Origin of the sequence: Mesorhizobium sp. M0340, from assembly GCF_040321535.1 — a bacterium.
Taxonomy (GTDB): Bacteria; Pseudomonadota; Alphaproteobacteria; order Rhizobiales; family Rhizobiaceae; genus Mesorhizobium.
In genome coordinates this window covers 1-23,143 of sequence record NZ_JAMYRR010000006.1, presented here as the reverse complement: position 1 = coordinate 23,143, position 23,143 = coordinate 1, and the positions used below count along the sequence as shown (strand labels likewise).

Annotated in this window: 38 protein-coding genes; all 38 read right to left on the bottom strand. The window is 62.0% G+C overall.

What is annotated here, in order from left to right:
* Window positions 1-108 precede the first annotated feature (108 nt).
* A complete protein-coding gene (locus tag NKI79_RS10815) occupies window positions 109-900 on the bottom strand; it encodes an ATP12 family chaperone protein (RefSeq protein ID WP_352801816.1) in 792 nt (263 codons plus the stop codon).
* A 2-nt stretch (window positions 901-902) separates the two neighbouring features.
* The gene (locus NKI79_RS10810; RefSeq protein WP_352645829.1) at window positions 903-1,820 is read right to left on the bottom strand and encodes a DMT family transporter; all 918 of its coding nucleotides are present in this window, start codon (window positions 1,818-1,820) and stop codon (window positions 903-905) included.
* Window positions 1,817-2,023 (bottom strand): hypothetical protein, encoded by a 207-nt coding sequence (locus tag NKI79_RS10805; protein WP_352801479.1) that lies wholly within the window; start codon window positions 2,021-2,023, stop codon window positions 1,817-1,819. Before NKI79_RS10805 ends, NKI79_RS10810 begins: the two co-directional genes overlap by 4 nt.
* 19 nt (window positions 2,024-2,042) lie before the next feature.
* On the bottom strand, window positions 2,043-3,023 hold the full coding sequence (locus tag NKI79_RS10800) for an RluA family pseudouridine synthase (RefSeq protein ID WP_352801477.1): 981 nt from the start codon (window positions 3,021-3,023) through the stop codon (window positions 2,043-2,045).
* Between the two features lie 62 nt (window positions 3,024-3,085).
* Entirely contained in the window at window positions 3,086-3,424 is a 339-nt protein-coding gene (locus NKI79_RS10795; protein ID WP_254817158.1) for a DUF190 domain-containing protein, read from the bottom strand.
* Window positions 3,421-3,792, bottom strand: coding sequence for a CrcB family protein (locus NKI79_RS10790; RefSeq protein ID WP_352801814.1), 372 nt, complete (start codon window positions 3,790-3,792; stop codon window positions 3,421-3,423). Before NKI79_RS10790 ends, NKI79_RS10795 begins: the two co-directional genes overlap by 4 nt.
* Window positions 3,793-3,917: 125 nt before the next feature.
* On the bottom strand, window positions 3,918-4,304 hold the full coding sequence (gene crcB / locus NKI79_RS10785; protein WP_352478794.1) for a fluoride efflux transporter CrcB: 387 nt from the start codon (window positions 4,302-4,304) through the stop codon (window positions 3,918-3,920).
* A 31-nt stretch (window positions 4,305-4,335) separates the two neighbouring features.
* Window positions 4,336-5,166: an aspartyl/asparaginyl beta-hydroxylase domain-containing protein gene (locus tag NKI79_RS10780; protein ID WP_352478793.1), complete on the bottom strand. Its 831-nt coding sequence runs from the start codon at window positions 5,164-5,166 to the stop codon at window positions 4,336-4,338.
* A gap of 136 nt (window positions 5,167-5,302) precedes the next feature.
* Window positions 5,303-6,613 carry a replication-associated recombination protein A gene (locus NKI79_RS10775; protein ID WP_352478791.1) on the bottom strand — a complete coding sequence of 437 codons (1,311 nt, stop codon included), beginning with the start codon at window positions 6,611-6,613 and terminating at the stop codon, window positions 5,303-5,305.
* Between the two features lie 43 nt (window positions 6,614-6,656).
* Window positions 6,657-8,144 (bottom strand): DegQ family serine endoprotease, encoded by a 1,488-nt coding sequence (locus tag NKI79_RS10770; RefSeq protein WP_352478789.1) that lies wholly within the window; start codon window positions 8,142-8,144, stop codon window positions 6,657-6,659.
* Between the two features lie 194 nt (window positions 8,145-8,338).
* Complete coding sequence (gene rplQ, locus NKI79_RS10765) at window positions 8,339-8,770, bottom strand: 50S ribosomal protein L17 (RefSeq protein WP_023675127.1); 432 nt, start codon at window positions 8,768-8,770, stop codon at window positions 8,339-8,341.
* A gap of 116 nt (window positions 8,771-8,886) precedes the next feature.
* On the bottom strand, window positions 8,887-9,897 hold the full coding sequence (locus NKI79_RS10760) for a DNA-directed RNA polymerase subunit alpha (protein ID WP_023675128.1): 1,011 nt from the start codon (window positions 9,895-9,897) through the stop codon (window positions 8,887-8,889).
* Window positions 9,898-10,001: 104 nt separating this feature from the next.
* Entirely contained in the window at window positions 10,002-10,391 is a 390-nt protein-coding gene (gene rpsK / locus NKI79_RS10755) for a 30S ribosomal protein S11 (RefSeq protein ID WP_023799279.1), read from the bottom strand.
* A 138-nt stretch (window positions 10,392-10,529) separates the two neighbouring features.
* Window positions 10,530-10,898 (bottom strand): 30S ribosomal protein S13, encoded by a 369-nt coding sequence (gene rpsM, locus NKI79_RS10750; protein ID WP_006205445.1) that lies wholly within the window; start codon window positions 10,896-10,898, stop codon window positions 10,530-10,532.
* Between the two features lie 198 nt (window positions 10,899-11,096).
* Window positions 11,097-11,708: an adenylate kinase gene (locus NKI79_RS10745; protein WP_254817153.1), complete on the bottom strand. Its 612-nt coding sequence runs from the start codon at window positions 11,706-11,708 to the stop codon at window positions 11,097-11,099.
* Window positions 11,705-13,045, bottom strand: a complete 1,341-nt coding sequence (gene secY / locus NKI79_RS10740) for a preprotein translocase subunit SecY (RefSeq protein ID WP_254817152.1) — start codon at window positions 13,043-13,045, stop codon at window positions 11,705-11,707. Before secY ends, NKI79_RS10745 begins: the two co-directional genes overlap by 4 nt.
* Before the next feature lie 190 nt (window positions 13,046-13,235).
* A complete protein-coding gene (gene rplO, locus NKI79_RS10735; RefSeq protein ID WP_352801474.1) occupies window positions 13,236-13,709 on the bottom strand; it encodes a 50S ribosomal protein L15 in 474 nt (157 codons plus the stop codon).
* Between the two features lie 22 nt (window positions 13,710-13,731).
* A complete protein-coding gene (rpmD, locus tag NKI79_RS10730; RefSeq protein WP_006205449.1) occupies window positions 13,732-13,929 on the bottom strand; it encodes a 50S ribosomal protein L30 in 198 nt (65 codons plus the stop codon).
* Between the two features lie 24 nt (window positions 13,930-13,953).
* Window positions 13,954-14,517, bottom strand: a complete 564-nt coding sequence (rpsE, locus tag NKI79_RS10725) for a 30S ribosomal protein S5 (protein WP_006333394.1) — start codon at window positions 14,515-14,517, stop codon at window positions 13,954-13,956.
* Between the two features lie 83 nt (window positions 14,518-14,600).
* Window positions 14,601-14,960 (bottom strand): 50S ribosomal protein L18, encoded by a 360-nt coding sequence (gene rplR, locus NKI79_RS10720; RefSeq protein WP_352801472.1) that lies wholly within the window; start codon window positions 14,958-14,960, stop codon window positions 14,601-14,603.
* A gap of 85 nt (window positions 14,961-15,045) precedes the next feature.
* Window positions 15,046-15,579 (bottom strand): 50S ribosomal protein L6, encoded by a 534-nt coding sequence (rplF, locus tag NKI79_RS10715; protein WP_023675133.1) that lies wholly within the window; start codon window positions 15,577-15,579, stop codon window positions 15,046-15,048.
* 88 nt (window positions 15,580-15,667) lie between these two features.
* Window positions 15,668-16,066 (bottom strand): 30S ribosomal protein S8, encoded by a 399-nt coding sequence (gene rpsH / locus NKI79_RS10710; RefSeq protein WP_006205453.1) that lies wholly within the window; start codon window positions 16,064-16,066, stop codon window positions 15,668-15,670.
* 12 nt (window positions 16,067-16,078) lie between these two features.
* Window positions 16,079-16,384, bottom strand: coding sequence for a 30S ribosomal protein S14 (gene rpsN, locus NKI79_RS10705; RefSeq protein ID WP_352478780.1), 306 nt, complete (start codon window positions 16,382-16,384; stop codon window positions 16,079-16,081).
* 27 nt (window positions 16,385-16,411) lie between these two features.
* The gene (gene rplE / locus NKI79_RS10700) at window positions 16,412-16,990 is read right to left on the bottom strand and encodes a 50S ribosomal protein L5 (RefSeq protein WP_008875670.1); all 579 of its coding nucleotides are present in this window, start codon (window positions 16,988-16,990) and stop codon (window positions 16,412-16,414) included.
* On the bottom strand, window positions 16,983-17,297 hold the full coding sequence (gene rplX / locus NKI79_RS10695) for a 50S ribosomal protein L24 (protein WP_254817150.1): 315 nt from the start codon (window positions 17,295-17,297) through the stop codon (window positions 16,983-16,985). Before rplX ends, rplE begins: the two co-directional genes overlap by 8 nt.
* Window positions 17,298-17,309: 12 nt before the next feature.
* On the bottom strand, window positions 17,310-17,678 hold the full coding sequence (gene rplN / locus NKI79_RS10690) for a 50S ribosomal protein L14 (protein ID WP_006205457.1): 369 nt from the start codon (window positions 17,676-17,678) through the stop codon (window positions 17,310-17,312).
* An 82-nt stretch (window positions 17,679-17,760) separates the two neighbouring features.
* Window positions 17,761-18,000 carry a 30S ribosomal protein S17 gene (gene rpsQ, locus NKI79_RS10685; protein ID WP_023675136.1) on the bottom strand — a complete coding sequence of 80 codons (240 nt, stop codon included), beginning with the start codon at window positions 17,998-18,000 and terminating at the stop codon, window positions 17,761-17,763.
* Window positions 18,001-18,011: 11 nt separating this feature from the next.
* Window positions 18,012-18,212 (bottom strand): 50S ribosomal protein L29, encoded by a 201-nt coding sequence (gene rpmC, locus NKI79_RS10680; protein ID WP_006205459.1) that lies wholly within the window; start codon window positions 18,210-18,212, stop codon window positions 18,012-18,014.
* A gap of 13 nt (window positions 18,213-18,225) precedes the next feature.
* Window positions 18,226-18,639, bottom strand: a complete 414-nt coding sequence (rplP, locus tag NKI79_RS10675; protein ID WP_006205460.1) for a 50S ribosomal protein L16 — start codon at window positions 18,637-18,639, stop codon at window positions 18,226-18,228.
* 27 nt (window positions 18,640-18,666) lie between these two features.
* Entirely contained in the window at window positions 18,667-19,392 is a 726-nt protein-coding gene (gene rpsC, locus NKI79_RS10670) for a 30S ribosomal protein S3 (RefSeq protein ID WP_023675137.1), read from the bottom strand.
* Window positions 19,392-19,781, bottom strand: a complete 390-nt coding sequence (rplV, locus tag NKI79_RS10665; RefSeq protein WP_006205462.1) for a 50S ribosomal protein L22 — start codon at window positions 19,779-19,781, stop codon at window positions 19,392-19,394. The genes rpsC and rplV overlap by 1 nt, the downstream gene beginning before the upstream one ends.
* A 2-nt stretch (window positions 19,782-19,783) precedes the next feature.
* A complete protein-coding gene (gene rpsS, locus NKI79_RS10660; protein WP_006205463.1) occupies window positions 19,784-20,062 on the bottom strand; it encodes a 30S ribosomal protein S19 in 279 nt (92 codons plus the stop codon).
* Between the two features lie 16 nt (window positions 20,063-20,078).
* Window positions 20,079-20,912 carry a 50S ribosomal protein L2 gene (rplB, locus tag NKI79_RS10655; RefSeq protein ID WP_023675138.1) on the bottom strand — a complete coding sequence of 278 codons (834 nt, stop codon included), beginning with the start codon at window positions 20,910-20,912 and terminating at the stop codon, window positions 20,079-20,081.
* A gap of 22 nt (window positions 20,913-20,934) precedes the next feature.
* The gene (locus NKI79_RS10650) at window positions 20,935-21,228 is read right to left on the bottom strand and encodes a 50S ribosomal protein L23 (RefSeq protein WP_006205465.1); all 294 of its coding nucleotides are present in this window, start codon (window positions 21,226-21,228) and stop codon (window positions 20,935-20,937) included.
* Window positions 21,225-21,845: a 50S ribosomal protein L4 gene (gene rplD, locus NKI79_RS10645; protein WP_023675140.1), complete on the bottom strand. Its 621-nt coding sequence runs from the start codon at window positions 21,843-21,845 to the stop codon at window positions 21,225-21,227. The genes NKI79_RS10650 and rplD overlap by 4 nt, the downstream gene beginning before the upstream one ends.
* Window positions 21,845-22,573, bottom strand: coding sequence for a 50S ribosomal protein L3 (rplC, locus tag NKI79_RS10640; RefSeq protein WP_254817149.1), 729 nt, complete (start codon window positions 22,571-22,573; stop codon window positions 21,845-21,847). Before rplC ends, rplD begins: the two co-directional genes overlap by 1 nt.
* A gap of 96 nt (window positions 22,574-22,669) precedes the next feature.
* Window positions 22,670-22,978, bottom strand: coding sequence for a 30S ribosomal protein S10 (gene rpsJ, locus NKI79_RS10635; RefSeq protein ID WP_006205468.1), 309 nt, complete (start codon window positions 22,976-22,978; stop codon window positions 22,670-22,672).
* Window positions 22,979-23,041: 63 nt separating this feature from the next.
* Window positions 23,042-23,143, bottom strand: a 102-nt coding sequence (locus NKI79_RS10630; protein WP_152536282.1) for an EF-Tu C-terminal domain-related protein, incomplete at its 5' end; no start/stop codon positions are given.

Sequence of the window (23,143 nt, the reverse complement as noted above, 5' to 3'; positions counted from 1 at the left end):
AGTGCAGCCACCGGTGCAAAAAATGACAGAAAGCAGTGCCCAGAGGCAGACCGCCTTTGGGATTATGACTTTGGTCTAATGTGCAGTGCGAAATAGCGGGCGGTGCCGTCAGCCTTTGAGAGCTTCGAGCAGCTTGACTGCGGCCATCATGTCGCGCTTGCGGGCAGCACGGCGCGCGAGCGCCTCTGCATCATGGCCCCATTGCTCGGCCTGCCAGTCCTCGTCGACATGACCGGCAGCCCAGGCCGCCTCGCCGTCGAGCTCGCCGAAGTCGACGGCGATCGCCAGCAGCGCCGATCCGGTCAGCGAGGTCATGACGTGAATGGCGGCAAGGCGCAGCGGATCGGCACGTTGGGCAAGATGCTGGCCGAGCAGCGCGATACTCTCGCGCGGCTGTTCGACATGGATCACGCCTTCGGCGAGATGGAACCGGGCGCCGAGTGCGCTGCGCACCCAGTCGATGACCGGGTCCCAATGCTCGTTCTGCCGGTCGACTAGTCCTTGGGGCGCATCGGCGCGGTAGCAGAGCAGATCGGATGAGGCGAAGCGCAGGATGTCCTCCAGCACCGCCTGGGGATCACTGGCGACGCCATCGATTGCCGTATTGACCAGACGCATCACCGGCATCGTCACCGGGTCGATGGTCTCCTCCTGTGCGGCGAATTCGCCGGCGACGAGAGTAGCCGCCTTTTCGGTCGGCAGCGCCAGCAGCGCTTTGGCCGGCGTGCGGACGGGCTTGCCATCGAGATGGACGGCAAAACCATCTTCGACCGGCGCGACTGCGACGGTCTTGTAGAAGCGCTTCGGCAGTTGCGTCTTCATCTGGATCTGGGCGCGACGCACCGGGTCCGGATCGGAGAGCTGCTTTCCAGCTTCGAGGTCGTTCAATATGTCGCGCATGCTCATCCGGGGGCTTGTTTTCGGGCCGGCCGGTTGACGATGATAAGACCGGCGGCGATGAGGCCGAGTGCCAGGAAGATACGAACTGTCAACGGCTCGTTCAAGAAGACGGCGCCGCAGAGCACACCGAACACCGGCGACAGGAAGGTGAAGCTCGACAGTCCAGATGCAGGGTAGCGCCGGAGCAGCCAGAACCACAGAACATAGGTGAACGCGACGACGTAGACGGCCTGGAACAACAGAGCCAAGGTCGGCAGAACTGCAAAGCTGCGGACTGGCGGGCCGGCAAAAGGCATCACCAAAATCCCGACGACGGCGGCCCCGGCCAGCTGATAGAGCAGCAGCTTTTCGGCGCTGGCCGTCACCAGCTTCGACCGCTTGATGACGATATTGGTCACGGCCCACAGAATGCCGGCGCCGAGACTGAGCAAATCGCCGCTCAATGTTGCGCCGCCATTGGCGCTCAGTTTGTCGGAAAACACCGCGACCAGTCCGGCGAAAGCGAGCAGAAGACCAACGAGCTTGCGTGCCGTGATGCTTTCACCCAGCAGGAAATGGCCGCCGACCAGCATCCAGAACGGCATGGTGTTGACCAGCAAGGTGTTGCGCACGACGGTGGTGTGTTCGAGCCCGACATACAGAAACAGGAACTCGAGACCGAAAAGCGCGCCTGCCAGAATGCCGGCGACGAGGGTCTTGTCGGGCGTGAACAGCGCGATGCCGCGCCAGCGGCACCAGCCGAAAACACACAGGCCGCCGATCACCGAGCGGGCGATCGACAGGAAAACGGGATCGTAGCCGGCATAGGAGATCTTGGCGGCGACGTAGTTCAGCCCCCAGGAAAAAGTCAGCCCAACCATGATGGCGGCGGCGGCAGCGTCAACGGAACTGCGGCGGTCCATTGCGGTTGCTGCGGTCATTGCTTGGACTGGCTTTCCAGCTTCGCGAGCAGCGCCTTCAGCACTTCGGTATTCTGCCTTACCGCTTCGGTGTTCTCACGGCCCATTTCGGCCATCGACCCCTGCCGGGTTGCAACGCGGCGTATATAAGCGAACCAGACGACGAGAATCAGGATGAATGGCAACCAGTTCACCAACTGACGAACGAGCGACGCTTCATCCATGGTTTACGCCCTCGCTCATTTAATCCTCTGCGCTTGCGTCGTCGAAGCCGATCAGGTTCCAGCTCTGGCGCATGTGCGGCGGCATCGGCGCGGTGACGTCGACAAACCCCTTGTCGGGGTGCGGGATGACGATGCGGCGGGCGTGCAGATGCAGGCGGTTCTGCATGCCCCCGGGAAAATCCCAATTGGTGTCGGCCTCGAAATATTTGGGGTCACCGATGATCGGGCAGCCGATATGCGCGGCATGGACACGAAGCTGGTGGGTGCGGCCGGTATACGGCTCCATCTCCAGCCAGGTCATCGTCTGTGCAGCCTGCTCGATGATACGGTAGTAGGACACGGCGTGGTCGGCGCCCTTTTCGCCATGCTTGGCGATGCGCACGCGATCGCCGTCGGGCGTCGGTTCCTTGATCAACCAGGTCGAGATCTTGTCCTCGCGCTTCGGCGGCACACCCTTGACCAGCGCCCAGTAGGTTTTCTTCGTCTCACGCGCCCGGAACGCTTCGGCGAGCTTCATGGCGGCGAGCCTTGTACGGGCGACAACCAGAACACCCGACGTGTCGCGGTCGAGCCGGTGCACCAGACGCGGCTTCTCGCCCTTCTGGTTGCGCCAGGCTTCCAGCATGTCGTCGACATTGCGGGTGACCCCGGAGCCGCCTTGCACCGCCAGGCCGGCCGGCTTGTTGAAGACGAAGACCTTCGGGTCCTCATGGATCAGCATCTTGGCCAGGACATCGGCGTCGCCCTGGTTGCGTATCGAATGGCCGGTCAGCGGGCTTTCGCCTTTCTTGTCGACTTCGAGCGGCGGGACACGCACCGTCTGGCCGGCTTCGACGCGGGTATCGGCCTTCACCCTGCCGCCGTCGATGCGGATCTGGCCGGAACGCAGCAGCTTCTGCAGATGACCGAAACCGAGACCGGGGAAATGGCTCTTGAACCAACGGTCGAGCCGCATGCCCGCCTCGCCGGCGTCCACTGTGATCTGTTCAACGCCTGCCATGATTCCAATCGCCGTTTTGCGGGCATGCAACGGCATTCGCCGGCACCCGCAATCTCACTCGGTTATTCGTTGTCGGTTCCATATTGCAGAACCTGAACTTTCTCCAGCGTAATCAAGCCACTTGTCATGATTGTTTCAAGAACGGGCAGGAAAGCGGCCAATTTTTCCTCGTCATCGACGATCTCGATGACCAGGGGCAGATCCTCCGATAGGCGGAGGATCTTCGTGGTGTGAAGCCGGCTGGAATGGCCGAACCCCATCGCGCCGCGCAGGACTGTCGCGCCGGCGATCTGCATTTCGCGGGCCCTCAGCACGATAACCTCATACAGCGGACGGCCATCTGCCTTGTCGTTTTCGCCGATAAATATGCGCAGCAATTGCGCCTGCGTTGGTATCTTCATTGCCTGGACCCTCTCAGCCGGTTGAGGCGAACTGCAAAGATGTAGCCAAGCCAGACGGCGGCAAGCCAGGCCACCACGGAGATCGCGATATTGAGTCCAGCCGCCAGAAGCCTCCCGCCTTGCGCGAGGGTGAGCGTTTCAAGGCTGAAGGCCGAGAAGGTCGTCAGGCCGCCACAGAAGCCGGCCATGAAGAACTGGCGCTGCAGCGGACCGGCGAAGACGCGTCCATCCGGTCCCGTCAATGTCGCGTAGAAGCCGATGAGGAATGAGCCGACAATGTTGACGAGGAGTGTGCCGAAGGGAAATCCAGCGCCCCACAGGGCAGTGCTCGTCGATGAGGCAAGCGCCCGCAGCACACCGCCGATCATGCTGCCTGCGGCCACGGTCGCATAGAGCCGAACCGCTTCGGAGGTTCTGCGCCAACCAATGAGACGTCCGCCATGCCCGGCCGCGGCAGTCTCCGTCCCGTCGTGGCGGAGCTTCCGCGGGCCGCTCACGGCGCCCCGCTGCCAATCAGAAGACTTCCCGCGGCAAAGCCCAGCGTCACGCCGCCGAGGCTCAGGAAAACCGAAAGCAGCACATTTCCGCCGGCGCGCAGCCATTCGCCCTCGCGCGCCAGTGCCAGCGTCTGCAGGCTGAAGGAAGAGACCGTAGTGTAGCAGCCGAGGCCGCCGGTGACGGCAAAGGCCCAGATGGCGGGCATGCCGTCGCGCGTCACCGCATGCGCAACGACACCGATTGCAAACGCTCCCGAGACGTTGACCACCATCGTGCCCCAGGGAAAGGTCTCGCCAACCCGGCGGGCGACGAAGCCGGACAAGAAGAAGCGGGCCATTGCGCCGATCGCGCCACCAAGGCAGACAAGCAACAGATCATACATCGTGCTCCCTCGCACCGGTCACACTACGGTGTCAGGCGGCTCCGGCCTTCTTCGGCTTGCTGGAGGCGATCATCTTCCAGTTTTTGTAGAACATGGCATTGATGCGCTCGACGCTGACCGAAACGATGGCCAGGAGGCTCGCGATCAGACCGGGAAACGGCGACGGGCGAATGATGTCCATGAACACACAGTAGCGGCGCCCGTCATACTGGTTGACCGAGCGATGCAGTAGTGTGTCATCGAAGATGAACAGCGGGTTCTCGTGCCAGTAGTTCTTGGCGTTGCCGCACTCGACAAACACTTCCGATTTCACCGGGATGAGGTTGTAGAGAATGCGCAGGCTGAGCCGGAGCGGGCCAAAGTGCCAGGAAGTCGATTCCCTGCCGCTGAAAACAGAAACGGCAATCGTCTTGATATATTTGAAATCCTTGTTGAATTCGGCAACGTTGTCTATTTTGTGCTTGCCATACCACTGATAGACATACATGCCGCGCCGGCCGCTGCCGAAATTGGCGTCGATATCGGCGATGATCTCGTCCTTGCGCGCCTTAAATACGTCCAGGACCTCGTTGACCTCGCGTTGATAGTCCGGAGGAAACTGGTCCAGTTTCCAGATACCCCGGTTTCTGTAGCACAGCAGATCGACCAGCAGATTGAAGGGCGAAAGCAGCCAGGTGAAGATGCCGTTGCCGAGGAAATAACCACTGAACAGGGCCCAGTTCTTGTTGTCGTTGCGCAACACGTCGATCAGACCGAGGACAATGAAAATTGTCATCAGGATGGGAATGAAATAAAAGCCGAGCGCCAGCAGCGGGATCGCTATGGCGAACTTCCGAAGGGTCTTGCGAGATTTTTTTGTCATTTTTCCACGCGCCAGGCGCGATTCCATTCTGAATATCGTCGGTACGTTTCTGGCCTGTCCGCCGGCCGAAGGCGCATCTTGATAGGGTTTTTTGTCACGCCAGACAACGGCGATCACGCCACTGTGCGACTGGCAGCTATTTTTCTCGCTCGCTGCGCAGCTTCGCCCAATAATCCAGCCGCTTCCTGATATCGCGCTCGAAGCCGCGCTCGGGCGGGTCGTAGAATGTCTGCCTTCCCATCTTCTCCGGAAAATAGTCCTGGCCGGAAAAAGCGTCGGGCTCGTCGTGGTCGTAGCGATAGCCGGCGCCGTAATCTTCCTGTTTCATCAGCTTGGTCGGCGCATTGAGAATGTGCTTGGGCGGCAGCAGCGAACCGAATTCCTTCGCCGCCTGTGTGGCGGCCTTGAACGCGGTATAGACTGCATTGGATTTCGGCGCGGTAGCGAGATAGACGGTCGCCTCGGCGAAGGCCAGTTCGCCCTCGGGCGAGCCCAGATAGTCGTAGGCGTCCTTGGCGGCGTTAGCGACGACGAGCGCCTGCGGGTCGGCTAGCCCGATATCCTCCATCGCCATGCGCACCAACCGGCGCCCGAGATAAAGCGGATCTTCGCCGGCGTCGAACATGCGGGCCAGATAGTAGAGGGCCGCGTCGGGATCGGAGCCGCGCACCGATTTGTGCAAGGCGGAGATCAAATTGTAATGGCCGTCCTGGCCTTTGTCGTAGATCGGCGCGCGGCGCTGGACGATGCGCTGCAGAGCTTCGGCGCCGAACACCTCCTTTGATTTCGCTGCGCGCCAGACCTCTTCGGCGAGCGTCAGCGCCGCGCGGCCGTCGCCGTCGCTCATGCGGATGAGCATCGCCCGCGCGTCTTCATCGAGCGGCAGCGCCCTGCCCTCTGCCTGCTCGGCCCGCGCCAGCAGCTTGGCGATGCTGTCCTCGCCGAGCGAGTGAAAGACCAGCACGCGCGCGCGCGACAAAAGCGCGGCGTTAAGCTCGAAGGACGGGTTCTCGGTGGTGGCGCCGACCAGCACGACGGTGCCGTCTTCCATCACCGGCAGAAAACTGTCCTGCTGAGCGCGGTTGAAGCGATGGATCTCATCGACGAACAGCAGTGTCTGGCGGCCGTTCGAGCGGCGCAGCTTAGCTGCCTCGAACACTTTCTTCAGGTCCGCAACGCCGGAAAACACGGCCGAAATCTGTTCGAAGACGAGGCTTGTCTCTCCGGCAAGCAGCCGTGCGACCGTTGTCTTGCCGGTGCCGGGCGGGCCCCAGAAAATCATCGAACCGAGCGAGCCGGAGCCGATCAGCCGCGTCAGCGCGCCGTCGGGTCCGGTCAGGTGCTCCTGGCCGACGACCTCGCCAAGGTTCTTCGGGCGCAGACGGTCCGCCAGCGGCCTGCCGGGCGGCGTCTTTTCCGGTTCATCGACACTGAACAGATCGGCCATGCAACTTCTTCTGCCTGGAGCCCGATCATGCTGACGGTCGGGCTCAGTAACGCAACACCTGGCGCAGTATCTGCCCGCCGCGCTCGACGGTAAAGCGCCACCAGCGCGTATCCTGCTGGGCTACCTGTTCCAGGGTCGCCGCCTTGTCGATCGTCAGGCCATTGACCTCACGCACGATGTCGCCCGGCTGGAATCCAAAATCGGCAGCGGGCGAATCGCGGTTGATGTCGACCACGGTTACGCCTTTGACATCGGTGCGCAGACCGAGCCGTTGGGCAAGCCGTGGCGACAGTTCAGCAACCTTGGCGCCGGAAAACGGGCTGCGGCCGCGCAATGTGAGTTCCGCAGCTTTGGCGCCTTCGGGCGGTCGTTCCAGAGCGATGTCCATCGTCGCCTGCTGACCCTTGCTCAGAACGCCGAAGCTGGCGTTCGTACCAATCGACAGCGTCGCCATCCGGTAGTCCAGCGCCCCGACGCTCTCGACCGGCTTGCCGTTGAGCGACAGCACTACGTCGCCAGGCTTGAGCCCTGCCTTGGCCGCGGGTCCCGCCTCTTCGACTGAAGAAACCAGCGCACCGGTCGGTTTGTCCATGCCAAGCGATTCCGCAATCTGCGGCGTCACCGCCTCGAACTCGGCACCGGCATACGGCCGCTCGAAGAAGTCGAGCCCGGCCTTGGCCGCATCGGCGAAAGCGCGGACCATGTTCGAAGGGATGGCAAAGCCGATGCCGATCGAGCCGCCGCTACGGCTGTAGATCGCCGTGTTGATGCCGATCAGCTGCCCTCCCATGTTGACCAGCGCGCCGCCGGAATTGCCGGGATTGATGGCCGCGTCGGTCTGGATGAAGAAGCTGGAATCGGAGACGCCGATATGGCTGCGCGCCACCGCCGAAATGATGCCGCTGGTGGTGGTCTGGCCGACCCCGAACGGATTGCCGATCGCCAGCACCAGGTCGCCAACCTCGAGCGCGTCGGAATCGCCGATGGCGATCACCGGGAACGGCTTGTCGGAAGAAATCTTGAGCACGGCGAGGTCGAGCGTCTCATCCTTGAGCAGCACCTTACTGTCGAATTCGCGCCCGTCGGCGGTCGCGACCTTGACCTGGTCGGCGTCCTTGACGACATGGAAATTGGTCACCACGACGCCGGTCGGATCGACCAGTACCCCCGAACCGAGCGACGACTGCGCGCGCGGCTGCGAGCGGCCGAAGAACTCCTCGAAAAACGGATCGCCGTCGAAGGGTGACGCCACCTTGGCGGTCTGCGAGGCGTAGACATTGACTACAGCCGGCGCCGTCTGCTTGACCAGCGGCGCAAAGGACAGCTGCACCTCCTCGCGGCCGAACGGCACGCGCTTGTCGGGGCCGGAGGTGGCGTTTTCGCCTTCGACGCCATGCAACAGGTCGGTCAGCACGTCGGACAGACCAGGATCTGGCTTGGTCTCCTCCGCCAGCGCGTGCCTGGCCGCCGGCACGACGGCCAACGCCATCAAGGCGCAGATCAGAACAATGGACAGCCGTTTAACGCGCATTCCGAATCCTCCAAGTCGGGCGCCATTGTCCTGACGATTGTGCAAAATGAAAGGCTAAGCCGCTGAAATGCGATTATTTTGGGTAGTCGCCGCAAAAACCGGTGACCAAACCCCTACCAGCCCTGCCCGGTTACCTTCGGAAACAGAAAAAGGGGCCCGGAGGCCCCTTTTGAACTTCTCAGGAAAGCCGAGCCTTATGCGGCCGCGGCTTCCTCTTCGGTGCCTTCAGCCTCGATGCGGGCACGGTCGCCGGCGCCCTTGGCCGAGGTGTCGCGGTCGACGAACTCGATGACCGCCATTGCCGCGTTATCACCGTGGCGGAAGCCGGCCTTCATGATGCGCAGATAGCCGCCGTTGCGGGTGGCATAACGTGGCGCGATGGTATCGAACAGGCGTTTGACGACGCCTTCATTGCCGATCTGGGCAATAACCTGGCGGCGGGCGTGCAGGTCGCCGCGCTTGCCGAGCGTCACCAGCTTCTCGACGATCGGACGCAAATCCTTCGCCTTCGGTAGCGTGGTGAGTATCTGCTCGTGCTCGATAAGCGACACGGCAAGGTTGGCAAACATCGACTTGCGATGGCTTATGCTGCGGGCGAACCGGCGGCCTTTAAATCCGTGGCGCATGGCTCTTCTCCTTCATTGCGGTTTCAAGAGGCCTGAGCCCCAGTTGGTTAGCCGCATGATCTTGTCCGAAAAGTCTGCAACTTTTTGCTGCGCTGACCTTCGGTTCGGGATCATGCTTAATATTGATCTTCGTAACGCTTGGCGAGGTCTTCGATGTTTTCCGGCGGCCAGTCCGGCACTTCCATGCCGAGATGCAGGCCCATCGCCGCCAGGACTTCCTTGATCTCGTTCAGCGACTTGCGGCCGAAGTTCGGGGTGCGCAGCATCTCGGCTTCGGTCTTCTGGATCAGGTCGCCGATGTAGACGATGTTGTCGTTCTTCAGGCAGTTGGCAGAGCGCACGGAAAGCTCGAGCTCGTCGACCTTCTTGAGCAGCGCCGGGTTGAAGGCAAGCTCGGTAACCTGCTCGGCGGCGACTTCCTTCTGCGGCTCGTCGAAATTGACGAACAGGCCGAGCTGGTCCTGCAGGATGCGAGCGGCGAAGGCCACTGCGTCCTCGCCCGAGATCGAACCATCGGTCTCGATGGTCATGGTCAGCTTGTCATAGTCGAGAACCTGGCCCTCGCGGGTGTTCTCGACCTTATAGGAGACCTTCTTGACCGGCGAATACAGGCTGTCGACGGGGATCAGCCCGATCGGCGCGTCCTCGGCGCGGTTGCGGTCGGCCGGCACATAGCCCTTGCCGGTGTCGACGGTGAATTCCATGCGGATTTCAGCGCCCTCGTCCAGCGTGCAGATGACGTGGTCGGGATTAAGGATCTCGACGTCGCCAACCGTCTGGATGTCGCCGGCGAGAACCGCACCTGGTCCCTGCTTGCGTACGACCATGCGCTTGGGGCCGTCGCCTTCCATGCGGATGGCGATTTCCTTGATATTCAAGACGATGTCGGTCACGTCCTCGCGGACGCCGGCGATGGACGAGAATTCATGCAGAACGCCGTCGATCTGCACGGCGGTCACAGCCGCGCCGCGCAGCGAAGACAGAAGCACGCGGCGCAGCGCGTTGCCGAGGGTGAGGCCGAAGCCGCGCTCGAGCGGCTCGGCGACGAGCGTGGTCAGCGTCTTCTTCTTCGACGAGAACTCGATCTTGTTCGGCTTGATCAGTTCTTGCCAATTTTTCTGGATCATAGTGCTTTCCTTCCGTTGTCCCGCCACCATCCAATCGTGGCGGGCGACCTGGAATGCCGTGGAGGAGCGCCCTTGAGGCGCTCGCGCGGCGTTCGGTAAATTCTTTAGACGCGGCGCTTCTTGCGCGGGCGGCAGCCATTGTGCGGGATCGGCGTCACATCACGGATCGAGGTGATGGTGAAGCCGGCGGCCTGCAGCGCGCGCAGCGCCGATTCACGACCGGAGCCGGGTCCACAGACCTCGACCTCGAGCATGCGCATGCCGTGTTCCTGGGCCTTCTTGGCAACATCTTCGGCGGCCATCTGGGCAGCGAACGGGGTCGACTTGCGCGATCCCTTGAAGCCCTGGGCTCCAGCCGACGACCAGGCAATCGAGTTACCCTGCGCGTCGGTGATGGTGATCATCGTGTTGTTGAAGGTCGAATTGACGTGGGCAACGCCCGACGAGATGTTCTTGCGTTCGCGACGGCGAACACGAGTGGCTTCCTTGGCCATGATGGTCCTTTCAGTTGATCTCTACACCGCCGTAATGCCAGCGGCTCCACCAGGGAGAAGGCAGTAGGGGAATATAGCAGTAGGGCAGTATGTCTGCCGTTCCTATTGCCTTACTGCCCTACTCCTTACTGCCCTAAATTACTTCTTCTTTCCGGCAATCGACTTGGCCGGCCCCTTGCGGGTGCGCGCATTGGTATGTGTGCGCTGACCACGAACCGGCAGCGAGCGGCGGTGACGCAGGCCGCGGTAGCAGCCGAGGTCCATGAGTCGCTTGATGTTCATCGACACTTCGCGGCGCAGATCGCCCTCGACCTGGTAGTCGCGGTCGATGGTCTCGCGGATCTGCAGCACTTCCGCGTCGGTCAGCTGGTTGACGCGACGCTCGGCCGGGATGCCGACCTTGTCGACGATCTCCTGGGCGAACTTCTTGCCAATGCCGTGAATGTATTGAAGCGCAATGACGACGCGCTTGTTGGTCGGAATGTTGACGCCGGCTATACGAGCCATGTTCTTCTCTTCTCCATATAGGCCGGACGAGCCGGCGCTTCAAGTTGCCCCGCGTCCGGTGGAGGCCGGCCCTTGCGGGAGTTTCCAGTTCAAAGCGGCCTGCCTTGCCCTTGCGGACAAGCAAGCCTCATGCCTGATAGGAAGACGGGCCGCCATACCCCAGCGGGCCGCTCCAGTCAAGCGCAATCGTTCGATTCTCTAGCCGGCCGCCCGGCCAACCTGCCGGGTCGTCGCCCTGAGCACCGCCTCGATCTGCTGCGTCACCGCATCGATGTCGGCCATGCCATCGACGCCCCTAAGTTTGCCCTTGGCATAGTAGTAACCGATCAGCGGCGAGGTTTTCTTGTAATATTCCCTCAAGCGTTCTTCGAACACCGCTGGACTGTCGTCCTTGCGCACCGGCAGGCCTGCGGCCTTGGCTTCTTCGGCGCGCTTGACGATTCGGCCAACCAGCGCCTTGTCGTCGACGACAAATTCGATGACCGCGTCTAGCTCCAGTCCGCGATCCGACAGCATTTCCTCAACGGCGTCCGCTTGCACCAGAGTTCGGGGATACCCGTCAAGGATGAAGCCGTTTGCGCAATCAGCTTGATCGATGCGCTCGGCCACGATGGCATTGACGATAGCGTCGGACACCAGTTCGCCAGCGTCCATCACCGCCTTGGCGCGCTTGCCGACTTCGGTGCCGGCCTGAACAGCAGCACGCAGCATGTCCCCCGTGGAAAGCTGTGGGATGCCGTGTCGTTCTACCAGTCTCAGTGCTTGTGTCCCCTTGCCCGCCCCCGGCGGTCCAAGCAATATCAACCTCATCTGGCCTTTTTCCCCCCGCGCAGCTTCGACTTCTTGATCAGGCCCTCATACTGGTGCGCGATCAGGTGACCCTGAATCTGCGCGACCGTATCGAGCGTTACACTGACCACGATCAGGAGCGAAGTGCCACCAAGGTAGAACGGTACGCCAGTCGCTGAAATCAGGAACTCGGGCAGCAGACACACCAGCACCAGATAAATGGCGCCGACGACAGTGATGCGGGTGAGCACATAGTCGATATAGTCCGCAGTGCGCTCGCCCGGACGATAGCCCGGGATGAAGCCAGAATGCTTCTTGAGCTGGTCGGCGGTGTCCTTCGGATTGAAGACGATCGCCGTATAGAAGAAGGCGAAGAACACGATCATCGCCGCGTAGAAGGCCATATAGAGCGGCTGGCCGTGGCCGAGCGCCGCCAGGACTGTGCTGGCCCATGCAGGCATATTGGTGGTCTGCGAGAAGCCGGCGACGGTCGCAGGCAGCAGCAGCAGCGACGAGGCGAAGATCGGCGGAATGACGCCGGACGTGTTGAGCTTCAGCGGCAGATGCGAGGTATCGCCCTGGAACATGCGATTGCCAACCTGGCGCTTGGGATACTGGATCAGCAGGCGGCGCTGGGCGCGCTCGAAGAAGACGATCAGCGCGATGACGATGATGGCGAGCACGATGATCGCCAGGATCAGGCCGGTCGACAAGGCGCCGGTGCGGCCAAGCTCCAGCGTGCCGGAGATGGCGCGCGGCAGGCCGGCGACGATGCCGGAGAAGATGATCAGCGAAATGCCGTTGCCGATGCCGCGGGCGGTGATCTGCTCGCCAAGCCACATCAGGAACATGGTGCCGCCGACCAGCGTGACGACGGTAGAGATGCGGAAGAACATGCCGGGATCGTTGACGATGCCGTTGCCGCCCTCAAGCCCGACCGAAATGCCGTACGCCTGGACCAGCGCCAGAAGCACTGTGCCGTAGCGCGTGTACTGGTTGATGATCTTGCGGCCCTGCTCGCCTTCCTTTTTCAGCGCTTCCAGCGACGGAATGACCGAGGTCATCAGCTGCATAATGATGGAAGCGGAGATATAGGGCATAATGCCAAGGGCAAAGATCGCCATGCGCTGCACGGCGCCGCCTGCGAACATGTTGAACATGCCGAGCACGCCCTTGCTCTGCGACGAGAAGGCCTGGGCGAAAGCGTCGGGATTGATGCCGGGCAGCGGGATATAGGTGCCAAGACGATAGACGAGCAGCGCGCCGATGGTGAACCAGATGCGCTTCTTCAGATCCTCGGCTTTGGCGAAGGCCGAAAAATTCAGATTCGAGGCTAGTTGTTCAGCAGCCGAAGCCATGCCTGATTCTCCGCTTGGTCACGCTCGATGCCCGCAGCTCAGGCGGCGCGTGTCACCGAAGCTCACGAGATAAGCTCCGGACTGCAAACATGCAAGCGGCCGCGTTGATGCGGCCGCCACATCTGTCGGATCAAAGCACGACCGCAGGCAAAACCGAATCCACCTTTGCCGGCCGTGCTTCAAATTGCCGTTACTCGGCGGCTGCCTGCTCAGGCAGCTTCACCGAGCCGCCGGCCTTTTCGATCTTCTCGATCGCGGCCTTGGAGGCTCCGGCCACGTCGAAGGCAAGCTTGGCCTTGATGTCGCCGTCCGAAAGGATGCGCACGCCGTCCTTGACGCGACGGATGACGCCGGCCGCAACCAGCGCCTCGGCCGTCACAACTGTCTTAGCGTCAAGCTTCTTGGCATCGAGCGCCGCCTGGATGCGGGTCAGCGACACGACGGTGAAGCTCTTGGCGAAGATATTGTTGAAGCCGCGCTTCGGCAGACGCCGGTAGAGCGGCATCTGGCCACCCTCGAAGCCGTTGACGGCGACACCGGAGCGCGCCTTCTGGCCCTTAACGCCGCGACCGGCGGTCTTGCCTGAACCGGAACCGATGCCACGGCCGAGACGCTTCTTGGAGTGCGTCGCGCCGTCCTTGTCACGCAGATCATTGAGTTTCATCTGGGTTCTCCTGCGCTCTGGCTCAGCCCTCGTCCACGACGCGGACGAGATGCTGGACGGCAGCGATCATGCCGCGCACCGAGGGCGTATCCTCCAGCGTGCGCTGCTTGTGCATCTTGTTGAGGCCGAGGCCGACCAGCGTTGCGCGCTGCTCCTTCGGCCGGCGGATCGGCGAACCGATCTGCTCGACGGTGATGGTCTTGGTTGCTTTCTTGGCCATGGTCAGATCCCTGGTCAGCGTCGACTATTCTTCAGCCGCAACGGCGGTGCCGCGGCGGGCCTGAAGGGTCGAATACTTGATGCCGCGCGCGGCAGCCACATCCTTCGGATGCATCTGGCTCTTCAGCGCGTCGAAAGTGGCGCGAACCATGTTGTAGGGGTTCGAAGAACCCATCGACTTGGCGACCACGTCATGCATGCCGAGCGTCTCGAAAACGGCGCGCATCGGGCCGCCGGCGATGATGCCGGTACCTTGCTTGGCGGCGCGCAGCAGGACACGTCCCGCGCCCCAGCGTCCCTCGACGTCATGGTGCAGCGTGCGGCCCGAGCGCAACGGCACGAAGATCATGTCGCGCTTGGCCGATTCGGTCGCCTTGCGGATCGCCTCAGGCACTTCGCGCGCCTTGCCGTGGCCGAAGCCGACGCGGCCCTTCTGGTCGCCGACGACAACGAGTGCTGCAAAGCCGAAGCGCCGGCCGCCTTTGACGACCTTGGCGACACGGTTGATGTGGACGAGCTTGTCGACCATGCCGTCGTCGCGCTCTTCGCGATCACGGCCGCGGCCGCCATCCCTACGTTCCTGTGCCATATCCTGTTCCTTGTTTTTTTCCGGAAGCACGGTTGATGATAATGTCCGGCGGCCTCGGTGGGTCGCCGGGGCGAATTTCGTTTTTAGAAGCTCAGACCACCTTCACGTGCAGCCTCGGCAAGCGCCTTGACGCGGCCGTGGTAGATGTAGGCGCCGCGGTCGAAGACGACTTCCTTGATGCCGGCCTTCGAGGCACGCTCGGCGATCAGCTTGCCAATGGCAGCTGCGGCCGCGGTGTCGGCGCCGGTCTTGAGCGAGCCCTTGAGCTCCTTCTCAAGCGTCGAAGCAGCCGCGATGGTGTGGCCCTTAGCGTCGTCGATCACCTGGACATAGATGTTCTTCGACGTGCGATGGACCGACAAACGCGGACGATCGCCGGCAACCTTTTTGATCTGGCGGCGGACGCGCTGAGCGCGGCGTTGGGTGGATTCTTTCGAGCCCATGATATCAGTTCCTTGCCTTCAAAAAACGGGGGCAACCATATGCGGTAGGACGAGCCTCCCGCGACCGCTCCCCGCGGCGTTAAAATTACTTCTTCTTGCCTTCCTTGCGGACGATCTTCTCGCCGGCATAGCGGACGCCCTTGCCCTTGTAGGGCTCGGGGCTGCGGTACTCGCGGATCTCGGCGGCAACCTGACCGACCTGCTGCTTGTCGATGCCGGTCACTGTGATTTCCGTCGGCTTCGGCACCGAAATCGTCACGCCCTGCGGCGTCTCGTAGACAACGTCGTGGCTGAAGCCGAGCGCCAGCTGCAGGTTCTTGCCTTGCATCGCGGCGCGATAGCCGACGCCGGTGATCTCGAGCTTCTTTTCGAAGCCGTCCTTGACGCCCTGCAGGATGTTGACGATCTGCGTGCGCGACATGCCCCATTTGGAACGGGCGGTCTTGGTCTGGTCGCGCGGCTGGACAGCGATCTCGCTGCCTTCCATCTTGACCAGCACTTCGTCGTTCACCACGAACTTCAGCTCGCCCTTCGGACCCTTCGCCGTCACGGTCTGGCCGTTGACGGTCGCGGTCACGCCCTGCGGCAGCGAAACGGGTTTCTTTCCAATACGAGACATTCTGTTGTCCTCGTCACTTCTCTTGTTTCAGGTCTCGGTTTTCGGGACTTGATCCCGAAAGCCGGATTCCAACGGGTCACATACCAGATCAGAAGATCTGGCAGAGGATTTCCCCGCCGACATTCTGTTCGCGCGCTTCGTGGTCGGCCATCACACCCTTCGGCGTCGAAAGAATGGCGATGCCGAGGCCGTTGGCGACGTGCGGTATCGACTTGGCGGAAACGTAGACGCGGCGGCCGGGCTTCGAGACCCGAGCGATTTCGCGCACCACCGGCGCACCGTCGAAATACTTCAGCTCGATCTCGATTTCGGACTTGCCGTTGTCGAAGTCGGTCTGGCTGTAGTCGCGGATATAGCCTTCGGCCTTCAGCACGTCGAGGACACGGGTGCGCAGGCGCGAAGCCGGCGTCGAAACGCTCGACTTCTTACGGCCATACGCGTTGCGGATGCGGGTCAGCATATCGCCGAGAGGATCGCTCAATGACATGTTATGTGCTCCTTACCAGCTCGACTTGACCAGGCCCGGGATCTGGCCGTTATTGCCGAGATCACGAAGCGCGATACGCGATACTTTGAGCTTGCGATAATAGGCACGCGGACGTCCGGTGACTTCGCAGCGGTTGCGGATGCGGGTCTTGGCCGAGTTGCGCGGCAGCGCCGAAAGCTTCAGCTGGGCGCGGAAGCGCTCTTCCATCGGCTTGGCCTGATCCATGATGATCGCCTTGAGCACCTTGCGCTTGGCAGCGAACTGGTCCGCAAGCTTGCGGCGCCTGTTGTTCTTCTCGACTGAGCTGGTCTTTGCCATTTCAGATTTTTCCTTTTCTCGCTGCCGTTACTGGCGGAAGGGGAAGTTGAAGGCCTTGAGCAATGCCCTGGCTTCGTCGTCCGTCTTCGCAGTCGTACAAACGATGACGTCCATGCCCCAGATCTGATCAACCTTGTCGTAGTTGATCTCCGGAAACACGATGTGTTCCTTGATGCCCATGGCATAGTTGCCACGGCCATCGAAGCTCTTCGGGTTGAGCCCGCGGAAGTCGCGGACGCGTGGCAGTGCGATGTTCACGAGGCGGTCGAGGAACTCGTACATGCGTTCCTTGCGCAGCGTGACCTTGGCGCCGATCGGCATCTTCTCGCGGACCTTGAAGCCGGCGATCGAGTTGCGGGCGCGGGTGACCACGGCCTTCTGGCCGGCGATCATCGCAAGGTCTTCGGCCGCGATCGAAGGCTTCTTCGAATCGCCGGTCGCTTCGCCGACGCCCATGTTCAGCACGATCTTGTCGATGCGCGGAACCTGCATCTCGTTCTCGTAGCCGAACTGCTCCTGCAGCGCCTTACGGATGGTCTCGTTGTAGACCTGCTTGAGGCGCGGCGTGTTCTGGGCAGTTGCCTGCTTGGTCTGAGCCTTAGCCATTGATGACTTCTCCCGAGCGCTTGGCGACGCGCACCTTCTTGCCGTCCTTCTGGAAGATGAAGCCGACGCGGGTCGGCTTGCCATCCTTGGGGTCGGCCAGCGCGATGTTCGACAGCTGGATCGGCGCTTCCTTGGTGATGATCCCGCCCTCTTGGGACTGGGACTGCTTCTGATGACGACGAATCAGGTTGACGCCGCGCACCAGCGCGGTGTCGTCCTTCGGCTGCACCGAAAGGACTTCGCCCGAACGGCCCTTGTCCTTGCCGGCCAGCACGACGACCTTGTCGCCTTTTCTAATCTTTTGCATTGGTCCGGCTCCTTACAGCACTTCAGGCGCGAGCGAGATGATCTTCATGTGGTTCTTGGCGCGGAGTTCGCGCGGAACCGGTCCGAAGATACGCGTGCCGATCGGCTCTTTCTTGTTGTCGACGAGAACGGCTGCGTTCTTGTCGAAACGGATCACGCTGCCGTCCGGGCGGCGGATGTCCTTGGCCGTGCGAACCACGACCGCCTTCATCACATCGCCCTTCTTGACGCGGCCGCGCGGGATGGCTTCCTTGATCGACACCACGATGATGTCGCCAACGGAAGCGTATTTCCGCTTCGAGCCGCCCAGCACCTTGATGCACATGACACGACGGGCGCCGGAATTATCCGCGACGTCGAGGTTTGTTTGCATCTGAATCATGACTGGCCGCCTTCTTCTTTTCTAACGGGACGGGTTTCTCACCCCTCCCCGGTCTGTCCAAAATTCGTTTCGTCAGCCCTGATCAGGCCTGGTCCGAAGACACCACGACCCAGCGCTTGTCCTTGGAAATCGGCTTCGATTCCTGGATGAACACCTGATCGCCGACCTTGTGGGCGTTGTTCTCGTCGTGCGCCTTGTACTTCTTGGTCATGCGCACGGTCTTCTTCATCACGGGATGCGTGAAGCGCCGTTCGACCTTGACGACAACCGTCTTCTCGTTCTTGTCGCTGACGACGGTGCCCTGCAGAATGCGCTTTGGCATGGTTTTCGTCCTTAAGCCTTCTTGGCCGCGGACTTTTCCGCAGCGATGGTCTTGATACGCGCAATGTCCTTGCGGACCTGCCTCACGCGCGCGGTCTTCTCAAGCTGGCCGGTGGCCTTCTGGAAGCGCAGGTTGAACTGCTCCTTCTTCAGGCTGGCCAGGTCGTCGGTCAGCTGGTCCTGGGTCTTGGTCCGGATGTCTTCGGCTTTCATGATCAGCCCGTCCTTATTCTGCGATGCGCTGTACGAAGCGCGTCCTGACCGAGAGCTTGGCCGCGCCGAGACGCAGCGCCTCACGGGCGGTTTCTTCGTTGACGCCGTCGATCTCGAACATGATGCGACCCGGCTTGACGCGTGCCGCCCAGTAGTCGACGGCGCCCTTGCCCTTACCCATACGGACTTCAGTCGGCTTCGACGTAACCGGCACGTCCGGGAAGATACGGATCCACACCCGGCCGGCGCGCTTCATCTCGCGGGTGATCGCGCGGCGGGCCGCCTCGATCTCGCGCGCGGTGACGCGGTTCGGCTCAAGCGCCTTCAGCCCGAAACCACCGAAATCCAGGTTGGTGCCGCCCTTGGCGGTACCGTGGATGCGGCCCTTGAACTGCTTGCGGAACTTTGTGCGCTTTGGCTGCAGCATCGTTCTAACTCCAAATTCCTGACTGTCTTACGCGTTTTCGCGACGGCGACCGCGTTCGCGCTCACCACCACCGCCATGCGCATGATCGCCCTCGGTGGCGCGGCGCTCCGAAGCCATCGGGTCGTGCTCAAGGATTTCGCCCTTGAACACCCATACCTTGACGCCACAGATGCCGTAGGCCGTATTCGCCTCGGCCGTGCCGTAGTCGACGTCGGCGCGCAACGTATGCAGCGGCACGCGGCCTTCGCGATACCATTCCATGCGCGCGATCTCGGCGCCGCCGAGACGGCCGGCGCAGTTGATGCGGATGCCTTCGGCACCGAGGCGCATCGCCGACTGGACGGCGCGCTTCATGGCGCGGCGGAACGCGATGCGGCGCTCGAGCTGCTGGGCGATCGACTGGGCGACCAGGGTCGCGTCGATCTCCGGCTTGCGCACTTCGACGATGTTCAAATGCGTCTCGGACTTGGTCATCTCCATCAGCTTCTTGCGAAGCTTCTCGATGTCGGCGCCCTTCTTGCCGATGATCAGGCCCGGACGCGCCGCATGGATGGTGACGCGGCACTTCTTGTGCGGACGCTCGATCACGACCTTCGAGATCGCAGCCTGCTTGAGTTCCTTCTCAAGATATTTGCGGATCTTGATGTCCTCGTGCAGCAGCTTGCCGTACTCGCCAGTGTTCGCGAACCACCGCGAATCCCAGGTGCGGTTGATGCCGAGACGCAGACCGATCGGATTGACTTTCTGGCCCATTATGCGGCCTCCCCTTTTTCTTCGACTTCACGAACGACGATCGTGAGGTGCGAGAACGGCTTCTCGATACGGCTGGCGCGACCACGGCCACGGGCATGGAACCGCTTCATGACAATCGACTTGCCGACATAGGCTTCCGCCACGATCAGCGCATCGACGTCGAGGTCGTGGTTGTTTTCCGCGTTGGCGATCGCCGATTCCAGCGTCTTCTTGACCGTACCGGAAATCCGCTTGGCCGAGAATTCGAGATCGGAAAGCGCTGTCGCGACCTTCTTGCCGCGGATCAACGCGGCAACCAGGTTCAGCTTCTGCGGGCTGATACGGATCGTGCGCAACACGGCGCGCGCTTCGTTGTCAGCAAGCCTGCGCGGAGCTTTGGCCTTGCCCATGATTATTTCCTCTTCGCCTTCTTATCCGCGCCGTGACCGTAATAGGTCCGGGTCGGAGCGAATTCACCGAATTTGTGACCGACCATGTCCTCGTTCACCGAAACGGGAACGTGTTTCTGGCCGTTGTAGACACCGAAGGTGAAGCCGACGAACTGCGGCAGGATGGTGGAGCGGCGGCTCCACATCTTGATCACCTCATTGCGACCACCTTCACGAACCTTGTCCACCTTCTTCAGAAGGTAGCCGTCGATGAAGGGGCCTTTCCAAATCGAACGAGTCACTTGGCGTTACCTCTTCTTAGCTCTTGCGCTGATGGCGCGAGCGCAGGATGAACTTGTCGGTCGCCTTGTTGGACCGCGTCTTCTTGCCCTTGGTCGGCTTGCCCCAGGGCGAAACCGGATGGCGGCCACCCGAGGTGCGGCCTTCGCCGCCGCCATGCGGATGGTCGACCGGGTTCATGGTCACGCCGCGATTGTGCGGACGTTTGCCACGCCACACGGTGCGGCCTGCCTTGCCGTCATTGATGTTGCCGTGGTCCGGGTTGGACACGGCACCGACAGTGGCCATGCAGGAGCCGTGGACGACACGCTGCTCGCCCGAATTGAGGCGCAGGATCGCCATGCCCTGGTCGCGGCCGACGAGCTGGCCATAACCACCGGCCGAACGGGCGACCTGAGCGCCCTTGCCGGGCTTCAGCTCGATATTATGGACGATCGTGCCGACCGGCATCGAGGCCAGCGGCATCGCATTGCCCGGCTTCACGTCGACCGATTCCCCGGCTACGATCTTGTCGCCGGGAGCCAGACGCTGCGGGGCGATGATGTAGGACAGCTCGCCATCGTCGTACTTGATCAGCGCGATGAAGGCAGTGCGGTTCGGATCGTACTCGATACGCTCAACCGTACCGACGACGTCGAACTTGCGGCGCTTGAAGTCGATGATGCGGTAGGTGCGCTTGTGACCGCCGCCGATGAAGCGGGCCGTGATGCGGCCGTAATTGTTGCGGCCGCCCGACTTGGTCAGGCCTTCGGTCAGGCCCTTGACGGGTTTGCCCTTGTAGAGGCCCGAGCGGTCGACGATGACCAGCTGACGGGTGCTCGGCGTTACCGGGTTGAATTTTTTCAGTGCCATTGTTCTGTCCTCGCGACCTTGCTCAGAGACCCGTCGCGACGTCGATCGACTGGCCGTCGGCCAGCGTCACAACCGCCTTCTTGACGTCGCTCTGGCGGCCGATCGTGCCGCGGAAGCGCTTGATCTTGCCCTTGCGGACAAGCGTGTTCACGGCCATCACCTTGACGCCGAACAGCGCTTCGACGGCGGCCTTGATTTCCGGCTTCGACGCCTTCTTGGCGACATTGAAGACGACCTGGTTCTGCTCGGAAGCCATGGTCGACTTTTCGGTGATCGCCGGCGAGACGATCACGTCGTAGTGACGAAGGTCGGTCATTTGAAGCGCTCCTCGAGAGCCTCGACGGCGGCCTTGGAAAGGACCAGCGTGCCGCGGCGCAGAATGTCGTAGACGTTGATGCCCTGGATGGGCAGCACGTCGATGTTCGGGATGTTGGTCGCCGCCAGCTTGAAATTCTTGTCAAGCTCGGCGCCGCCGATCACCAGGGCGTTGCTCAGGCCCAGCGTCGCAAAATTCGCGATCAGTGCCTTGGTCTTGGCCTCGGTCAGCTTCAGCTCGTCGATGATGATGATCGACGCGCTTTTGGCCTTGGCCGAAAGCGCATGCTTGAGACCGAGCGCACGCACCTTCTTCGGCAGATCGTGCTCGTGGCTGCGCACGACCGGGCCGTGGGCCTTGCCGCCGCCGCGGAACTGCGGAGCGCGAGCCGAATGGTGACGGGCGCGGCCGGTACCCTTCTGCTTGTACATCTTGGCGCCGGTGCGGGCGATTTCCGCGCGGCCCTTGGCCTTGTGCGTGCCCTGCTGCTTCTTGGCGAGCTGCCAGCGCACGACGCGCTGCAGGATGTCCTCGCGCGGATCAAGGCCGAAAATCTCTTCGGAGAGCTTCAGCTTGCCGGCGTCCTTGCCGCCAAGCGTTGTAATCTTGAGGTCCATTATTCCGCTCCCTCTGTGGCCGGGGCCTCGTTCTTGGCGGCACCATCGGTTGCAACGGCGCGGATCGCGGCGGGCTTCGGCGCATTGGCCGGAAGCGCCACCTTGGCCGCATCGCGGACCAGGATCCATGCACCCTTCGAACCCGGGACCGCACCGCGGATCAGGATCAGGCCACGATCGGCATCGGTCGAGACGACCTCGACATTCTGCGTGGTGACGCGGGTGTCACCCATGTGGCCGGCCATATGCTTGCCCTTGAACACCTTGCCCGGATCCTGGCGCTGGCCGGTCGAACCGTGTGTACGGTGCGACACCGAGTTGCCGTGCGTGGCGCGGCCGCCACCCATGTGGTGCCGCTTGATGACGCCCTGGAAACCCTTGCCGATCGTGGTTCCCGTTACATCGACCTTCTGGCCGACGACGAAATGCTCGACGGTGATCTCGGCGCCGACATCGATCATGTTGTCGGCGGAGACGCGGAACTCGGCAACCTTGGCCTTCGGCTCGACGGAAGCGGACGCGAAATGGCCGCGCATCGCCTTCGACGTGTTCTTCACCTTGGCAAGGCCAACGCCGAGCTGGACGGCGGTATAGCCGTTCTTCTCCTGCGTGCGCTGCGCCACGACCTGGCAGTTCTCCATCTGGAGAACAGTGACGGGAACATGTTCCCCGGCATCGTTGTAGATGCGGGTCATTCCCACCTTCTTTGCAATCACACCTGAACGCATCGGTTCAATTCCTTTAGAGTTCCCTGTCGGGGCTGTCGCCCCTCCACGCCTCTTGTTCCTTCAGAGTTCCGGGTCGCCCCGCTGACCTCTGGTTCCTTAGAGCTTGATCTCGACGTCGACACCGGCGGCTAGGTCGAGCTTCATCAAAGCATCGACCGTCTGCGGGGTCGGGTCGACGATGTCGAGCAGACGCTTGTGCGTGCGCATCTCGAACTGCTCGCGGCTCTTCTTGTCGACGTGAGGCGACCGGTTGACCGTGAACTTTTCGATCCGCGTCGGCAGCGGAATTGGGCCGCGGACGTTGGCGCCGGTGCGCTTGGCGGTCGACACGATTTCCCGTGTCGAGGCGTCGAGCACCCGGTGATCAAACGCCTTCAGGCGGATGCGGATATTCTGTCCGTTCATGCGTCACTTCCTTGTTCTGGCGCGGCGCGGGCAGCGCCCGCGACAGATCGGTTTAAGTCCAAATTACTCTTTGATGGTGACGACGATGCCGGCACCGACGGTGCGGCCGCCTTCACGGATGGCGAAGCGCAGCTTCTCTTCCATGGCGATCGGCACGATCAGCTC

Bases quoted from the DNA above. Each gene is read 5' to 3' on its own strand.
- NKI79_RS10775 (WP_352478791.1), bottom strand. From the start codon at position 6,613: ATGGCCGATCTGTTCAGTGTCGATGAACCGGAAAAGACGCCGCCCGGC.
- NKI79_RS10745 (WP_254817153.1), bottom strand. From the start codon at position 11,708: ATGAGGTTGATATTGCTTGGACCGCCGGGGGCGGGCAAGGGGACACAA.
- rplD (WP_023675140.1), bottom strand. From the start codon at position 21,845: ATGGACCTCAAGATTACAACGCTTGGCGGCAAGGACGCCGGCAAGCTG.
- NKI79_RS10795 (WP_254817158.1), bottom strand. From the start codon at position 3,424: ATGAAGATACCAACGCAGGCGCAATTGCTGCGCATATTTATCGGCGAA.
- rplR (WP_352801472.1), bottom strand. From the start codon at position 14,960: ATGGGCTCGAAAGAATCCACCCAACGCCGCGCTCAGCGCGTCCGCCGC.
- NKI79_RS10780 (WP_352478793.1), bottom strand. From the start codon at position 5,166: ATGACAAAAAAATCTCGCAAGACCCTTCGGAAGTTCGCCATAGCGATC.
- NKI79_RS10770 (WP_352478789.1), bottom strand. From the start codon at position 8,144: ATGCGCGTTAAACGGCTGTCCATTGTTCTGATCTGCGCCTTGATGGCG.
- NKI79_RS10805 (WP_352801479.1), bottom strand. From the start codon at position 2,023: ATGGATGAAGCGTCGCTCGTTCGTCAGTTGGTGAACTGGTTGCCATTC.
- rplN (WP_006205457.1), bottom strand. From the start codon at position 17,678: ATGATTCAGATGCAAACAAACCTCGACGTCGCGGATAATTCCGGCGCC.
- rplP (WP_006205460.1), bottom strand. From the start codon at position 18,639: ATGCTGCAGCCAAAGCGCACAAAGTTCCGCAAGCAGTTCAAGGGCCGC.
- rpsH (WP_006205453.1), bottom strand. From the start codon at position 16,066: ATGTCATTGAGCGATCCTCTCGGCGATATGCTGACCCGCATCCGCAAC.
- rpsJ (WP_006205468.1), bottom strand. From the start codon at position 22,978: ATGAACGGACAGAATATCCGCATCCGCCTGAAGGCGTTTGATCACCGG.
- rplC (WP_254817149.1), bottom strand. From the start codon at position 22,573: ATGCGTTCAGGTGTGATTGCAAAGAAGGTGGGAATGACCCGCATCTAC.
- NKI79_RS10650 (WP_006205465.1), bottom strand. From the start codon at position 21,228: ATGACCGACCTTCGTCACTACGACGTGATCGTCTCGCCGGCGATCACC.
- rpsC (WP_023675137.1), bottom strand. From the start codon at position 19,392: ATGGGCCAGAAAGTCAATCCGATCGGTCTGCGTCTCGGCATCAACCGC.
- rplF (WP_023675133.1), bottom strand. From the start codon at position 15,579: ATGTCTCGTATTGGAAAGAAACCCGTTTCGCTGCCGCAGGGCGTGACC.
- rpmD (WP_006205449.1), bottom strand. From the start codon at position 13,929: ATGGCCAAGAAAGCAACCAAGACCATCACCGTCGAGCAGATCGGTTCG.
- crcB (WP_352478794.1), bottom strand. From the start codon at position 4,304: ATGTATGATCTGTTGCTTGTCTGCCTTGGTGGCGCGATCGGCGCAATG.
- rpsN (WP_352478780.1), bottom strand. From the start codon at position 16,384: ATGGCAAAGACCAGCTCAGTCGAGAAGAACAACAGGCGCCGCAAGCTT.
- NKI79_RS10760 (WP_023675128.1), bottom strand. From the start codon at position 9,897: ATGATCCAGAAAAATTGGCAAGAACTGATCAAGCCGAACAAGATCGAG.
- rpsK (WP_023799279.1), bottom strand. From the start codon at position 10,391: ATGGCCAAGGAAGCCACTCGTGTTCGCCGTCGCGAACGCAAGAACATC.
- rpsE (WP_006333394.1), bottom strand. From the start codon at position 14,517: ATGGCACAGGAACGTAGGGATGGCGGCCGCGGCCGTGATCGCGAAGAG.
- rplB (WP_023675138.1), bottom strand. From the start codon at position 20,912: ATGGCACTGAAAAAATTCAACCCGGTAACGCCGAGCACCCGTCAGCTG.
- NKI79_RS10800 (WP_352801477.1), bottom strand. From the start codon at position 3,023: ATGGCAGGCGTTGAACAGATCACAGTGGACGCCGGCGAGGCGGGCATG.
- rpsM (WP_006205445.1), bottom strand. From the start codon at position 10,898: ATGGCTCGTATAGCCGGCGTCAACATTCCGACCAACAAGCGCGTCGTC.
- NKI79_RS10810 (WP_352645829.1), bottom strand. From the start codon at position 1,820: ATGACCGCAGCAACCGCAATGGACCGCCGCAGTTCCGTTGACGCTGCC.
- rplE (WP_008875670.1), bottom strand. From the start codon at position 16,990: ATGGCTAAGGCTCAGACCAAGCAGGCAACTGCCCAGAACACGCCGCGC.
- rpsQ (WP_023675136.1), bottom strand. From the start codon at position 18,000: ATGCCAAAGCGCATTCTGCAGGGCACCGTCGTCAGCGACAAGAACGAG.
- NKI79_RS10815 (WP_352801816.1), bottom strand. From the start codon at position 900: ATGCGCGACATATTGAACGACCTCGAAGCTGGAAAGCAGCTCTCCGAT.
- rplQ (WP_023675127.1), bottom strand. From the start codon at position 8,770: ATGCGCCACGGATTTAAAGGCCGCCGGTTCGCCCGCAGCATAAGCCAT.
- rplO (WP_352801474.1), bottom strand. From the start codon at position 13,709: ATGAAACTCAATGATCTGCGTGACAAGGACGGCGCGACGCACTCCAAG.
- rplV (WP_006205462.1), bottom strand. From the start codon at position 19,781: ATGGGCAAGGCCAAAGCTCCGCGCAGGCTTGCTGACAACGAAGCGCGC.
- NKI79_RS10790 (WP_352801814.1), bottom strand. From the start codon at position 3,792: ATGATCGGCGGTGTGCTGCGGGCGCTTGCCTCATCGACGAGCACTGCC.
- rpmC (WP_006205459.1), bottom strand. From the start codon at position 18,212: ATGAAAGCCGAAGACATCCGGACCAAGACCCAGGACCAGCTGACCGAC.
- rplX (WP_254817150.1), bottom strand. From the start codon at position 17,297: ATGCAAAAGATTAGAAAAGGCGACAAGGTCGTCGTGCTGGCCGGCAAG.
- secY (WP_254817152.1), bottom strand. From the start codon at position 13,045: ATGGCTTCGGCTGCTGAACAACTAGCCTCGAATCTGAATTTTTCGGCC.